12 protein-coding genes are annotated in these 13085 nt (G+C 72.0%); 7 read left to right on the forward strand and 5 right to left on the reverse strand.

Translation table 11 applies throughout. The features are described 5' to 3' along the window. Positions 1-163: 163 nt before the first annotated feature. Positions 164-1060 (reverse strand): endonuclease/exonuclease/phosphatase family protein, encoded by an 897-nt coding sequence (locus ACWFRU_RS23880; protein ID WP_453690024.1) that lies wholly within the window; start codon positions 1058-1060, stop codon positions 164-166. 220 nt (positions 1061-1280) lie between these two features. Here ACWFRU_RS23880 and ACWFRU_RS23885 point away from each other — a divergent pair, with 220 nt between their 5' ends. After that, the gene (locus ACWFRU_RS23885; protein WP_453690026.1) at positions 1281-2573 is read left to right on the forward strand and encodes a DUF6986 family protein; all 1293 of its coding nucleotides are present in this window, start codon (positions 1281-1283) and stop codon (positions 2571-2573) included. Positions 2574-2648: 75 nt separating this feature from the next. After that, a complete protein-coding gene (locus ACWFRU_RS23890; protein ID WP_453690028.1) occupies positions 2649-4340 on the forward strand; it encodes a serine/threonine-protein kinase in 1692 nt (563 codons plus the stop codon). A 27-nt stretch (positions 4341-4367) separates the two neighbouring features. On the opposite strand, the gene ACWFRU_RS23895 is transcribed toward ACWFRU_RS23890, so the two are convergent. Continuing rightward, the gene (locus ACWFRU_RS23895) at positions 4368-5354 is read right to left on the reverse strand and encodes a LacI family DNA-binding transcriptional regulator (RefSeq protein ID WP_453690466.1); all 987 of its coding nucleotides are present in this window, start codon (positions 5352-5354) and stop codon (positions 4368-4370) included. A 235-nt stretch (positions 5355-5589) separates the two neighbouring features. Here ACWFRU_RS23895 and ACWFRU_RS23900 point away from each other — a divergent pair, with 235 nt between their 5' ends. Both ACWFRU_RS23900 and ACWFRU_RS23905 read left to right on the forward strand, forming a co-directional pair. Then, on the forward strand, positions 5590-6555 hold the full coding sequence (locus ACWFRU_RS23900; protein ID WP_453690030.1) for an ROK family protein: 966 nt from the start codon (positions 5590-5592) through the stop codon (positions 6553-6555). Between the two features lie 195 nt (positions 6556-6750). Further along, positions 6751-6927 carry a hypothetical protein gene (locus ACWFRU_RS23905; protein ID WP_160503428.1) on the forward strand — a complete coding sequence of 59 codons (177 nt, stop codon included), beginning with the start codon at positions 6751-6753 and terminating at the stop codon, positions 6925-6927. Between the two features lie 163 nt (positions 6928-7090). Here ACWFRU_RS23905 and ACWFRU_RS23910 read toward each other — a convergent pair whose 3' ends face one another. After that, on the reverse strand, positions 7091-7489 hold the full coding sequence (locus ACWFRU_RS23910) for an STAS domain-containing protein (RefSeq protein WP_453690032.1): 399 nt from the start codon (positions 7487-7489) through the stop codon (positions 7091-7093). 282 nt (positions 7490-7771) lie between these two features. Between ACWFRU_RS23910 and ACWFRU_RS23915 the strand changes: the two genes are divergently transcribed. Continuing rightward, complete coding sequence (locus ACWFRU_RS23915; RefSeq protein WP_453690034.1) at positions 7772-8815, forward strand: NUDIX domain-containing protein; 1044 nt, start codon at positions 7772-7774, stop codon at positions 8813-8815. 65 nt (positions 8816-8880) lie between these two features. Here ACWFRU_RS23915 and ACWFRU_RS23920 read toward each other — a convergent pair whose 3' ends face one another. Further along, on the reverse strand, positions 8881-10242 hold the full coding sequence (locus ACWFRU_RS23920) for a M20/M25/M40 family metallo-hydrolase (protein ID WP_453690036.1): 1362 nt from the start codon (positions 10240-10242) through the stop codon (positions 8881-8883). A gap of 135 nt (positions 10243-10377) precedes the next feature. On the opposite strand from ACWFRU_RS23920, the gene ACWFRU_RS23925 reads away from it, so the two are divergent. Next, positions 10378-11580 carry a geranylgeranyl reductase family protein gene (locus tag ACWFRU_RS23925; protein WP_453690038.1) on the forward strand — a complete coding sequence of 401 codons (1203 nt, stop codon included), beginning with the start codon at positions 10378-10380 and terminating at the stop codon, positions 11578-11580. Between the two features lie 55 nt (positions 11581-11635). Here the strand turns inward: ACWFRU_RS23925 and ACWFRU_RS23930 are convergent, their stop codons facing one another. Then, positions 11636-12139 carry a nitroreductase family deazaflavin-dependent oxidoreductase gene (locus ACWFRU_RS23930; RefSeq protein WP_453690040.1) on the reverse strand — a complete coding sequence of 168 codons (504 nt, stop codon included), beginning with the start codon at positions 12137-12139 and terminating at the stop codon, positions 11636-11638. A 173-nt stretch (positions 12140-12312) separates the two neighbouring features. Between ACWFRU_RS23930 and ACWFRU_RS23935 the strand changes: the two genes are divergently transcribed. Continuing rightward, complete coding sequence (locus ACWFRU_RS23935; protein ID WP_453690042.1) at positions 12313-13011, forward strand: TetR/AcrR family transcriptional regulator; 699 nt, start codon at positions 12313-12315, stop codon at positions 13009-13011. The last annotated feature ends 74 nt before the right edge of the window (positions 13012-13085 follow it).

Consider the following 13085-nt stretch of genomic DNA (forward strand, 5'->3'; position numbering starts at 1 on the left):
GGCCCCCATCTTCGACCTGGTCGACTACGGCGTGGTCGGCGACCTCTTCGACGTCGTCCCCGCCCTCACCGAAGAGATCAACACCCGCAAGGGCTGAGCTCATCGACTCATCGTGCGCACGAGGCCCTCACCCTGCACCGAGCGGGGTGGGGGCCTCGCCGCGTCACAGGCTCAGCGAGGCCTGCACCGGCAGATGATCGCTCGGGAACTGCCCGCCCTGCGAGAAGGTGTTGATGGCCGCCGAGTGGACGCGCACATCGGGCGTCGCCAGAATCCAGTCGATCCGGTCGCCGTCCGGCACCAGCGGCCGGTAGCCGTGGAAGGTGGCGTAGGCCTTGCTGCGCTCGTCCGCCGCGTCCCACGTGTCGACGAGACCGGCGGCAAGCATCGTGTCGTAGACCGGGTTCTTGTGTGCCGCGACGTTGAAGTCACCCGTGACCAGAAGCGGCAGGGACGGGTCGAGACGGGTGATCCGTTCGGTGATCAGACTCGCGGCACGCGCGCGTGCGTACTGGCTCGCGTTGTCGAGGTGGGTGTTGAGGACGTACAGCTCGGTGCCCGTGCGCAGGTCGTGGAAGCGGACCCAGGTGACCATGCGGATGGAGCCGCCGCCCCAGGTGTTCGAGCCGATGACGTCCGGGGTGTCGGAGAGCCAGTAGTGGTCGTACTCGATGGGCGCGAGTCTGCGGGTGTCGTAGTAGACACTCATGAACTCGTTGCGGCTGCCGCCCGCGCGGCCGGTGCCGATCCAGTCGTAGTGCGGGCCCAGATCCTCGGCGATGTCCCGTACCTGCTGGTAGAGGCCTTCCTGGGTGCCGATGACGTGAGGGCGTGCGCGGCGAAGGAGTTCCCGGGTCACCGGGCGGCGGTCGGCCCAGGCGTTGGGCGGCGTGGTGCTCGCGTAGCGGAGGTTGAACGACATGACCTCCAGGCGGCGCCCCGAGCGTTCCACCGCGTGGGCGGGCGATGCGGCCAGCGCGGTGGTGAACAGGGGCACGGCCACCGCGGCGAGCGCGGTCTGCAGGCCGAGGCGGCGCGTTACTCGGGTGTCATTCGGCACGCGGTCTCCTTCAAGGGGTGGCGGTCAGGATGAGGTGCGGGCACGCGAGTGCGGAAGCAGGATCTGAGACAGGGATGAACGGACGAGGTCCGGCAGACGAGAGGGTGTTGACCAGCGGGAAGGTCGCCGGATAACTTCGCCATACGGATTGTTGATTCCGTGGAGCGGAAACATCGAGTGGTCCTGAGTGTGAGGACCCGATCGTGTGGAGGGTGCAGGAATGGGTCAGCAAGAGAAGGTGGCGACGAGCCTCGCGGGCGCGGTCAGCGAGGGCATCAGCGCTTCCCTCGCCCCGGTGGACGCGGAGCTCGAGCGCCGCTACCCCGGAGACCCGGGCACCCGCCAGCCGGTCCACACCGTGTACGTCCCCGGAGAGCTCTTCGGCGCCGACACCATCCGCACGTGGGGTGACCAGGCGCTGAAGGCCCTCGACGAGCACGCGCCGGACGCCGCCTCCTTCGCGTCCGTCCTCGGCCTCGCCGACGACCTGGCCGCTCCGGTGTACGACCGCGTGCGCGCCAAGCTGGAGCGCGAGCCGATCGAGGACCTGCGCATCGACTTCGAGGACGGCTACAAGGGCGCGGACGAGGACCAGGACGCCGCCCGCGCGGCCCGCCTGATCTCCGAGGCGTACAAGAACGGCACCGCGGCCCCGTACATGGGCATCCGCATGAAGTGCTTCGAGGAGAACGTGCGCGACCGCGCCATCCGCACCCTCGACATCTTCCTTTCCGGCCTCATGGAGGCGGGCGGCCTGCCCGACGGCCTCGTCCTGACCCTGCCCAAGGTCACGTACCCCGAGCAGGTCACCGCGATGGTGCGCCTCCTGGAGGAGTTCGAGAAGGTACGCGGCCTCGAGCCGGGCCGGATCGGCTTCGAGATCCAGATCGAGACCAGCCAGTCCATCCTGGCCGCCGACGGCACCGCCACCGTGGCCCGCATGATCGGCGCCGCCGAGGGCCGCGCCACCGGCCTGCACTACGGCACCTTCGACTACAGCGCCTGCCTCGGCGTCAGCGCCGCCTACCAGACCAGCGACCACCCGGCCGCCGACCACGCCAAGGCGATCATGCAGGTCGCGGCGGCCGGCACCGGCGTCCGCGTCTCGGACGGCTCCACCAACGTCCTGCCCGTCGGCAGCACCGAGAAGGTGCACGACGCCTGGCGGCTGCACTACGGCCTCACGCGCCGCGCCCTGGCTCGCGCCTACTACCAGGGCTGGGACATGCACCCCGGCCACATCCCCACGCGATACGCCGCCGTGTTCGCCTTCTACCGCGAGGGCTTCGAGCAGGCCGCCGCGCGCCTGTCCGCGTACGCCGCACACCGCGAGGGCGGCGACGTGGCGGACGAGCCGGCATCGGCCAAGGCGCTGGCCGGATACCTGCTGCGCGGCCTGGACTGCGGCGCCCTCGACGTCGGCGAGGTCACCCGGCTCACCGGTCTGACGCTGGCCCGCCTGCAGCACTTCTCGGGCCCGCGCCGCGGGGACCTCACGCCCCACGGCAAGTAACTCCCGGCACGCGCCGTCACCCCTGCCCCGTAGTCTGTGAGCCACGCACAGTGGTGTCACAGGAACGGGGCAGCGGTGACTTCGGGGGATCAGGAACAGACCGGCGGTGTGGGCCGCCTGCTCGCCGGGCGCTATCGCGTGACCGCGCAGCTCGGGCGCGGCGGCATGGGCGTCGTCTGGCGCGCCGTCGACGAGGTGCTCGGCCGCGAGGTCGCCGTCAAGGAACTGCGCACGTACACGGACGCGGCCGGGCCCGAACTGGCCGACCTGCGGGTTCGGATGCAGCGCGAGGCCCGCGCGGCCGCCCGGGTGCGCCACCCCGGAGTCGTCGCCGTGCACGACGTGGCGGAGGTCGACGGGCGGCCCCTGATCGTCATGGAGCTGGTCGAAGGACCCTCCCTGGACGACGTGCTGCGGGAGCGCGGCACCCTCGGCCCCCGCGAGGCGGCGGCCATCGGCGCCAAGGTCATGGAGGCGCTCGCCGCCGCCCACCGCGCCGGAGTCCTGCACCGCGACGTGAAGCCCGGCAACATCCTCCTGGAGACCGGTGGCCGCGTCGTCCTGACCGACTTCGGCATCGCCACGATGGACGATCCGGGCGACGGCTCCGCCACCCACCTCACCCGCAGCGGCGAACTCGTCGGCTCCCTGGACTACTTGGCGCCCGAGCGCGCCCAGGGCCAGGACCCGGGACCCGCGTCCGACGTCTGGGCCCTGGGCGCCACCCTCTACGCGGCGGTCGAAGGCGCGTCCCCGTTCCGCCGTACGTCGACCTGGTCCACGCTCACCGCGATCGTCACCGACCCGCTTCCCGAGCCGCGGAGGGCCGGGCCCCTCATCCCCGTGCTGCGACAGCTGATGCACAAGGACCCGCAGGCCCGCCCGGCCGCGGAGCAGGCGGCCCTGATCCTCGCCGACGCGGCCGACGGCGCCGTCACGGCCCCGCCGCGCGAGCCCGCCCCGCGGCCGAGGGAGGCCACCGAGCGCAGCATCCCCAGCGGCCCACCGCCGGGCTTCGGACCACCGCTCGCCGACACGGCGGTGCCCTCCGGGGCCGTGCCGCCGCCCGCCGCCACAGCCACCGGGCGTCGCCCGCGCCGCGGCCGGGCGCTGCTCGCCGCGGTGGCCGTGGTCGTCGTCCTCGCGGCGACCGGCGTAACCGTCGCCCTCCTCAACGGCCAAGAGGACAGCGGAAGTCAGGCCGGGCGAGCCGCCGCCTCCGGGGAAGCCGCCGAGCCGGAGGCCGACAGCAGCCGGGGCGCGCTGGAGGGCACGGACGGCCCCAAGCCGTCGAAGCAGGGTGACGAGAAGTCCCGCAAACCTGAGGCGAAGCCCTCCGCGGGCAAGGACGACGACCCCAAGTCCACGGACAGACCGGCGACCCGCCCCAAACCCTCCACCGAGCCCACCGGGGACGGCGGCACGACAGGCGGCGACTCGGAGGGCTCCGGCGGCACGACGGGCGGCGGCGAACCGGCCCCCGAAGCCGCCTGCCACGCCGCGGGCGGCGGCAAGTACGACTGCTCGGTCTGGCGTACGGCGACGTCGTACACCGCGTCGGGCGCCGAGGCGGGCGTGCTGAACGCGGGCACGAACTACTTCTACTGCCAGCAGAACCTGGGCCGCCGCGAGACGCACGGCGAGTGGACGAACGTCTGGTGGGCGAAGACGGACGACGACAGCGGCAACACCGGCGTCTTCATCAGCGACGTCTACATCAAGGGCGGCGACAACGACAAGCCGCTGCCCGGCCTCCCCGTCTGCTGACCGCCCCCGCACTCCGCCCGCCGGCCGTCAGCCCGCGGGCGGCAGTTCGCCCGACCCGCGCTTGATGAGCCGCGTCGGGAGTTCGATGCGCTCCGGGGCGTCGGACGCGCCGTCCAGCTGACGGAACAGGCGCTCGGCGGCGGTCCTGCCCAACTGCGCGGCGTCCTGGGCGACGACGGTCACGCCCGGCTGCAGGAGGTCCGCGAGTTCGATGTCGTCGAAGCCGACGAGGGCCACGGGGCGGGAGAGCCCGGCGAGGACGCGGACGACGGTCACCGTCACACGGTTGTTGCCCGCGAAGATCGCCGTGACGGGGTCGGGGCCGCCCAGCATCATCCTGGTGGCCTGCTCGACGCGGTCCGGGGCGGTGGGGCCGAGCGACATCCACGCGTCCTCGACGGGGATGTCCGCGTCCTCCATGGCGGCGCGGTAGCCGCGCAGGCGTTCTATGGCGGTGTGGATGCGCGGCTGGTCGCCGATGAAGCCGATGCGGCGGTGACCGTGGGCGATGAGGTGGGCGACGCCGTCACGCGCGCCGCCGAAGCTGTCGGAGAGCACGACATCCGCGTCGATCTTCCCCGCGGGCCGGTCGACGAAGACGGTCGCGACACCCGCGGCGATCTCCGGCTCCAGGTAGCGGTGGTCGTCACCGGCCGGGATGACGACGAGACCGTCGACCCGGCGCGCGCACAGCGCGAGCACCAACTCCTGCTCGCGGTCCGGGTCTTCGGCGCTCGAACCGTTGATGAGGAGCGCGCCGTGGGCGCGGGCCACTTCCTCCACGGCGCGGCTGAGCGGGCCGTAGAAGGGGTCGGCGAGGTCTTCGAGCACGAGGCCGATGCTGGCCGTGCGGCCCTTGCGCAGGACGCGCGCGCTGTCGTTGCGCCGGAAGCCGAGGGCGTCGATGGCCTCCTGCACACGGCGTTCGGTGTCCGGGGTGACGCCCGGCTCGCCGTTGACGACACGGGAGACCGTCTTGAGGCCGACTCCGGCGCGGGCGGCGACGTCCTTCATGGTCGGACGGTTGCCGTAGCGGGGTTCGGGTCGCTCGGGTCGGCTGGCGGTCTCGGCCACGGTGCGCTGTCCTGTCGTCGACGAAGGTGAGCTGAAAGTGGTGCTTAAGTGATGTGGCGTCGAGCATAGAACCTGGACAACGTTGTCAGATGCAAGAGAGACTGTCCATCACATTCTCCGGCCTGCCCTTTCACCAGATGAGCGGCCTGCCCTTTCACCAGGAGATCTGACACTGATGCACACGGACCTCGTCGCCGCACTCGACATCGGCGGCACCAAGATCGCCGGCGCCCTGGTGGACGGGCGCGGCCGGATCCTGCTGCGCGCCCAGCGGCCCACGCCCGCGCGCGAGGACGGCGACATCGTGATGCGGGCGGTCGAAGAGGTCATCGGCGAGCTCACGCGTTCCCCGATGTGGGGCAGGGCGCGCGCGGTGGGCATCGGCAGCGCGGGCCCCGTGGACGCATCGGCGGGCACGGTCAGCCCCGTGAACGTCCCCGGCTGGCGCGGCTACCCGCTGGTCGAGCGGGTACGCGCGGCCACCGGCGGCCTTCGGGTCGAACTGGTGGGAGACGGCGTCGCGATGACGGCGGCCGAGCACTGGCTGGGCGCGGCCCGCGGGCACGACAACGCCCTGTGCCTGGTGGTGTCCACGGGCGTCGGGGGCGGACTGATCCTCGGGGGCAAGCTGCACCCCGGCCCCACCGGGAACGCGGGGCACATCGGTCACATCAGCGTCGACCTGGACGGTGATGCCTGCCCGTGCGGGGCGCGCGGATGCGTGGAGCGCCTGGCCAGTGGGCCCAACATCGCCCGGCGTGCGCTGGAGGGCGGCTGGCTGCCGGGGCCCGACGGCGACACGTCCGCCGCCGCGGTGGCCCTCGCCGCACGTGCCGGGGACCCGGTCGCCGTCGCCTCCTTCGAGCGGGCGGCGCAGGCGCTCGCCGCGGGGATCGCCGCGACGGCGACGCTCGTCGAGATCGACATCGCGGTCATCGGGGGCGGGGTGGGCAAGGCGGGAGACGTGCTCTTCGATCCGCTGCGGCGGTCCTTGAAGGACTACGCCACGCTGTCGTTCGTACGCCAACTGACCGTGGCCCCCGCCCTGATGGGCACGGACGCCGGTCTCGTGGGGGCCGCGGCCGCCGCGCTCAGCCAGGAGGAGAGGGCCGCGGACCTGCGGCCCGCGGTGGGGAGCTGACGGCTCGGGGCCGGACGCCTTCTCGTGGCCGCGGGGCCGGTTCGTCGTCGCGGGGCCGGCGCTGGGGCCGAGCAAGGGGTGAGCCGTCCGCATGACCCGGTCCGTGTCACGGGCTGCCATGTCCCGCGCTGACCAGCGGGATTGAGAGTGTCGGGGCGTGGCCACCGACAACACTCAGCAGACGGAGCGCTCCGCATGAAAGCCCCGAAGTACGCCCGTGACATTCCCGGCCTGTGCTGGGACGAGAGGCCCGGTGACGTCCTGCACTGCACCCTCGGGCAGGACCACGCCGGCGACCACTTTCACGCCTACACCCGGACCCGGTGGCCCAACCGTGCCCGCGCGGCCCGGCCCGCGGCGAAGCCACGGTGAGTGCCCCGTTCACACGGGGTGTGAACGGAATGCATATATGCACCGTGCGCGCCTACTCCCGGCAACGGCGTCCGCGAGGCAGGCTTTTGGTGCTGCCCGGACCCCGCAGCACCCCCCTGAGCCCGTCCAGTGGCCGCGGAGACCCGCCGCCTCTGGTGCGGGCTCACTCCTGCCGCAGTGCTTCCTCAAGCGTGGGGACCGGCGACAGCATGGGCATGAGGCCCGTGAGTCGCAGGACGCGGAGCGTCAGGGGGTCGGTGCAGACCACGGCGAGGCGGGCGTCTCTGGCCTTCGTGCGGCGGCGCGCACGGACGAGCAGTCCGAGGCCGGAGCAGTCGAAGAACGTGGTGTGGGTGAGGTCGATGACCACTGTGGTCGCTGTGCCGCCGGTGATGGGGTCGAGGAGCGGGACGATCTGCTGATAGGCCAACAGGTCGACCTCGCCGTGCAGTTCGACGACGACGGCGCCGTTGTGGCCGTACACGCGGGGCTGGTTGTCGGAGTCCTCGAAGGCGAATTCGTTCAGTGCATCGAGTTGCACGTGTCCCCCAGGTTCGAGCATCGGCCGGATCCTCGCGTGAGCGGGGCGCATCGGAAGAGCCGGATTCAGGAGGTCACCAGGGGCTGGGGCGCCTGGCGGATCACGCTAGCGAAGGGGGGCCTGCCCCGCAGTGAGGGAACGATTCATGCAGGGCGACTGCCACCCGATGGGGTGAAGTGCGTGCGAATCGCTTGACAGTTGAGGGCGCCTTTCGGTCCGGGGAATGGCGGCCTCATCAGGGCCTGGTTTCCGTGGCAGGGTGTTGCGGGCAAGCCACAGGGGGCCAACAGAAGAGGGGGAACCGTGATCGTCTGGGTCAACGGCGCGTTCGGTGCGGGCAAGACCAGCGCCGCACGGGAACTGATCGAGCTGATCCCGAACAGCACACTCTTCGACCCCGAGGTCATCGGCGGCGGACTGCACGAACTGCTGCCCGCCAAGCGCCTCGCCGAGGTGAGCGACTACCAGGACCTGCCGCTCTGGCGGCGGCTCGTCGTGGACACGGCGGCAGCCCTGCTCGCCGAGGTCGGCGGTGTCCTCGTGGTGCCGATGACCCTGCTCAGGCAGGACTACCGCGACGAGATCTTCGGCGGCCTCGCCTCGCGCAGGATCACCGTGTGCCATGTCGTCCTGACCCCGGATGAAACGATCCTGCGCGAACGAATAGCAGGACGCCCCGTCCCGGACCTGCCCGACGGCGAGTCCCGCGTACGGCAGTGGTCGTTCGACCACATCGAGCCCTACCGCACCGCGCTCGCGGGCTGGCTCGGCGCCGACGCCCTCCGCATCGACACCGGCGCGCTCGACCCCTGCGAGACCGCCGCGCGCATCGCCGACGCCGTACGCACCGGGGCGGCGTCCGTCTGCGACATCGTGCAGACCCCGGAGCCCACCGCGGAAACCCTCGCGGCCGGTGTGCTGCTCTTCGACGAGCGGGACCGGGTGCTGCTCGTCGACCCGACGTACAAGGCCGGCTGGGAGTTCCCCGGCGGTGTCGTCGAACCGGGAGAGGCGCCCGCGCGCGCGGGCATGCGCGAGGTGGCCGAGGAGACCGGCATCCAACTCGCCGACGCCCCCCGGCTCCTCGTCGCCGACTGGGAGCCGCCGAGGCCGCCCGGCTACGGCGGCATGCGGTTCCTCTTCGACGGCGGACGCCTCGACGGCGCCGAGGCGCGCCAGATGCTGCTGCCGGGCCCCGAACTGCGCGACTGCCGCTTCGTCACCGAGGAGGAGGCGGCCCGCCTCCTGCCCTCCGTGCGCTACGAACGACTGCGCTGGGCCCTGCGCGCGCGGGAGCGCGGGGTCACCCTGTACCTGGAGGCGGGGGTCCCGGTCGGCCCCGAATGACCTACGGGCCCTCGGTGTACCTCTCCACGGCGGCCCCGCTCAGCTGCGCCGACGCGCCCGGTGGCTCAGCCGGCCGCCGCCGCGTACTTCTGGAGGAACAGCGCCTCCGCGACCGAGAGCCGCTCCAACTCCTGGGGCGACACGCTCTCGTCGACCGCGTGGATCTGCGCCTCCGGCTCGCTCAGGCCGATCAGCAGGATCTCCGCGCCGGGGTACAGCGCGGCGAGGGCGTTGCACAGCGGGATCGAGCCGCCCTGCCCCGCGTACTGCATCTCCTCGCCCGGGTACGCCTCGCCCATCGCCTCCGCCATCGCCGCGTACGCCGGGCTGGTGGTGTCCGCGCGGAACGGCTGGCCCTGCCCGATCTGCTCGGTGGTCACCTGCGCGCCCCAGGGGGTGTGCGTCTCCAGGTGCGCCTGAAGCAGCTTGGTGGCCTCGGCCGCGTCCACGCCCGGCGGCACCCGCAGGCTGATCAGCGCCCGCGCGGCGGCCTGCACGGACGGGGTCGCGCCGACCACCGGCGGGCAGTCGATGCCGAGCACCGTGACCGCGGGGCGCGCCCAGATGCGGTCGGCGACCGTGCCCTTGCCGACCAGACGAACGCCGTCGAGGACCTTGGCGTCCCTGCGGAAATCGTCCTCTTCGTACTGAAGCCCGTCCCACACCTCGTCGCCGGTGAGCCCGTCGACCGTCGTCGAGCCGTCCTCCGCGCGCAGCGAGTCGAGCACCCGTACCAGCGCCGCGAGCGCGTCGGGGGCCGCACCGCCGAACTGTCCCGAGTGCAGGTTGCCCGCAAGGGTGTCGATGCGGACGCGCACCAGCGTCATGCCGCGGAGCGTGGCCGTCACCGTCGGCAGGCCGACACGGAAGTTGCCCGCGTCGCCGATGACGATGGTGTCGGCGGCGAGGAGGTCGGGGTGCTGCTCGGCGTACCGCTCAAGACCGCCCGTGCCCTGCTCCTCGGAACCCTCGGCGATCACCTTGACGGTCACCGGGACGCCGCCGTTCGCCTTCAGGGCGCGCAGCGCGAGCAGGTGCATCAGGACGCCGCCCTTGCAGTCGGCGCTGCCGCGTCCGTACCAGCGGCCGTCGCGCTCCGTCAGCTCGAAGGGCGGGCTCGTCCACGCCGCCTCGTCGAGCGGCGGCTGCACGTCGTAGTGCGCGTAGAGCAGCACGGTGGGCGCGCCCTCGGGGCCCGGCAGCACGCCGTACACCGACTGGGTGCCGTCCGGGGTGTCGAGCAGGGCCACGTCCTGGAACCCCTCGGCGCGCAGGGCGTCCGCCACCCAGTTCGCGGCGGCCTCGCTCTCGCTCCTCGGGAACTGCTCGAAGTCCGCCACCGACTTGAAGGCCACCAGTTCGGCGAGCTCCGCCTTCGCCCTCGGCATGAGTGAGGCGATGGTCTCGGTGATCGGATCCGGCGACATGGGCACGCTCCTCGTGGGTGCGACGTTGTACGTACGTGGGTGTGGTGATCCTCCCACAGCAGGGTGCCCGGGGTGCCCGCCGTAGGATGCCCTGGAAAGCGCGGCCAACAGCTGGATCGGGAGCGGTAGACCAACGTGAGCAGCGAGAACTCAGCGGACGACGCGCAGTACGTATGGGACGTCGTCGTGGTGGGAGCAGGGCCCGCGGGGGCGTCGGCGGCCTACGCGGCAGCCGTCGCGGGACGCAGCGTCCTCGTCCTGGAGAAAGCCGAACTGCCCCGGTACAAGACGTGTGGCGGCGGCATCATCGGCCCCTCGCGTGACTCGCTCCCCCCGGGGTTCGAGCTGCCCTTCAGGGACCGGGTGCACGCGGTGACGTTCTCCCTGGACGGCAAGTTCGCCCGCACGCGCCGCTCGAAGCAGATGCTCTTCGGGCTGATCAACCGCCCCGAGTTCGACCAGCAACTGGTCGAGCACGCGCAGAAGGCGGGCGCCGAGGTGCGCACGGGTGTCACCGTCGCGCGCGTGGAGCAGCACGGCTCCGTGGTGCCCGACCGGCGGACGGTCGCGGTGGTTCTGCAGGGCGGCGAGACGGTGCTTGCGCGCGCGGTCGTCGGGGCCGACGGCAGTGCGAGCCGCATAGGAGCACATGTCGGCGTGAAGCTCGACCAGGTGGACCTGGGCCTGGAGGCCGAGATCCCGGTGCCGCAGAGCGTCGCCGAGGACTGGGCGGGGCGCGTGCTCATCGACTGGGGTCCCATGCCGGGCAGTTACGGCTGGGTGTTCCCCAAGGGCGACACCCTGACCGTCGGCGTCATCTCCGCACGCGGCGAAGGCTCGGCGACCAAGCGGTACTTGGAGGACTTCATCGCCCGCCTCGGGCTCGCGGGCTTCGAGCCGAGCATCTCCTCCGGCCATCTCACGCGCTGCCGCAGTGACGACTCGCCGCTCTCGCGCGGCCGGGTCCTGGTGTGCGGTGACGCGGCGGGCCTGCTCGAACCGTGGACCCGCGAAGGCATCTCCTTCGCGCTGCGCTCGGGGCGGCTCGCGGGGGAGTGGGCGGTGCGGATCGGTGAGGCGCACGACGCGGTCGACGCCCGCCGCCAGGCCCTGAACTACGCCTTCGCCGTCAAGGCCGGCCTCGGTGTCGAGATGAGCGTGGGCAAGCGCATGCTCGCCATCTTCGAGCGCCGTCCGGGCACGCTGCACGCGGCGATCACCGGGTTCCGGCCCGCGTGGAACGCGTTCGCGAGGATCACCCGCGGTTCGACGACGCTCGGCGAGCTGGTGCGCAACCATCCGCTGGCGGGACGGGCGCTGAGCGCCTTCGACCGGTAGTCGCTGAGCGCCTTCGACCGATAGGCGGGGTTCGTCTGCTCGTGGGCGCTCGGCCTCACTTGGTGAGGGTGACGCGGAAGACGGGGTGGTCGCCCGCGGCTGCCTCGATCTCCGCGTCCGTGGACTTCGCGGTGACGCCCTTGAAGTACTGGTTGACCTCCCAGCCCCACTTCTCCAGGTAGCCACGCAGCAGCGGCAGCTTCTGCGCGTCCTGGACCTCCTCGACCGTGAACGCGCGCACCTTGCGGCCCACGCGAAGCTCGCCCCCGCCCGCCGCGCGCATGTTGCGCACCCACTGCGAGTGGCCGCGCGCCGAGACCAGGTACTGGGTGCCTTCGTACGTGAACGGGTTGACCGGGATGCGCTGCATCTGGCCGCTCTTGCGTCCCCGTACGGAGAGCTCGGCCGATCCCATCAGGCTGATCCCGTGCCGCGCCAGCCAGCCGATCACGTTGTTCAGCCGCACGGCGAGCGGGCTGCCCTGGAGGTAGTAGGGGGTGGGGGAGCCCGAAGAGGAGGAAGCGGAGGAGGACGACGAGGACGGGGACGACGAGGACATGGTGACCGCCAGAGTCTGAGGATTTCCGAGAGCACTGCTCTCGCTTAAGAGCAGTGTGCACGAGACGGGTGCTCCATTTCAAGAGCAGTGCTCTCTAATTTGTGCGGGGCTCGCTTAGCGGTGCGCTGCTCACGTTTTGGTGCACTGCTCCGAACTCGTGGCACACTGCCCGTATGAGCAGCGCCACCAGCGGGGCCAGGGCCCGCGCCCGAGTCGAAGTCACCGCCGCCATCAAGGACGAGGCACGCAGACAGCTTGCGGCCGACGGGGCGGCCAAGCTCTCCCTGCGCGCCGTCGCCCGCGAGCTCGGCATGGTGTCCTCCGCCCTCTACCGCTACTTCCCCAGCCGGGACGAACTCCTGACCGCGCTCATCATCGACGCGTACGACTCGCTAGGCGCCGCCGCCGAGTCGGCGCACGCCGAGGTCGCGTCGGCCGAGCCCGTGCGGCGCTGGACGGTCGTGTGCGAAGCCGTGCGGACCTGGGCGCTCGCGCATCCCCACGAGTACGCCCTCATCTACGGCTCGCCCGTCCCCGGGTACAGCGCGCCCGCCTCCACGGTCGAAGCCGCCGCCCGCGTCGGGCTGCTGCTCATCGGGATCGTGCGCGACGCCCACCAGGGACGTGGTGTCGCCGTGCAGCCGCTGCCCAAGGGCCTGCGTCCGGAGGCCGAGCGCATCGCCGCCGACCTCGCCCCCGACCTGCCGCCCGCGGTGATCACGGCGATGGTCGCGGCGTGGGCCCAGCTCTTCGGGCTCGTCGGCTTCGAGGTGTTCGGGCAGTTCAACCGCGTCGTCGAGGACCGTGCGGAGTTCTTCTCGCACGCGGCGACGCAACTCGCCCGCGGGGTCGGGCTGCTGGAGCAGAGCTGAGCCCTCGCCGTCCGGGTTCTCCTCAGGGAGCTACTCCCGCGGGAGTACGCGTGATCGCCACGCTGGGGTGACGA

The organism is Streptomyces sp. NPDC055099 (assembly GCF_053607685.1).

What these genes read in the sequence shown, in the direction of transcription:
- ACWFRU_RS23935 (WP_453690042.1), top strand. Translation starts at nt 12,313, where the DNA reads ATGAGCAGCGCCACCAGCGGGGCCAGGGCCCGCGCCCGAGTCGAAGTC.
- ACWFRU_RS23900 (WP_453690030.1), top strand. Translation starts at nt 5,590, where the DNA reads ATGCACACGGACCTCGTCGCCGCACTCGACATCGGCGGCACCAAGATC.
- ACWFRU_RS23905 (WP_160503428.1), top strand. Translation starts at nt 6,751, where the DNA reads ATGAAAGCCCCGAAGTACGCCCGTGACATTCCCGGCCTGTGCTGGGAC.
- ACWFRU_RS23930 (WP_453690040.1), bottom strand. Translation starts at nt 12,139, where the DNA reads ATGTCCTCGTCGTCCCCGTCCTCGTCGTCCTCCTCCGCTTCCTCCTCT.
- ACWFRU_RS23910 (WP_453690032.1), bottom strand. Translation starts at nt 7,489, where the DNA reads ATGCTCGAACCTGGGGGACACGTGCAACTCGATGCACTGAACGAATTC.
- ACWFRU_RS23920 (WP_453690036.1), bottom strand. Translation starts at nt 10,242, where the DNA reads ATGTCGCCGGATCCGATCACCGAGACCATCGCCTCACTCATGCCGAGG.
- ACWFRU_RS23895 (WP_453690466.1), bottom strand. Translation starts at nt 5,354, where the DNA reads ATGAAGGACGTCGCCGCCCGCGCCGGAGTCGGCCTCAAGACGGTCTCC.
- ACWFRU_RS23885 (WP_453690026.1), top strand. Translation starts at nt 1,281, where the DNA reads ATGGGTCAGCAAGAGAAGGTGGCGACGAGCCTCGCGGGCGCGGTCAGC.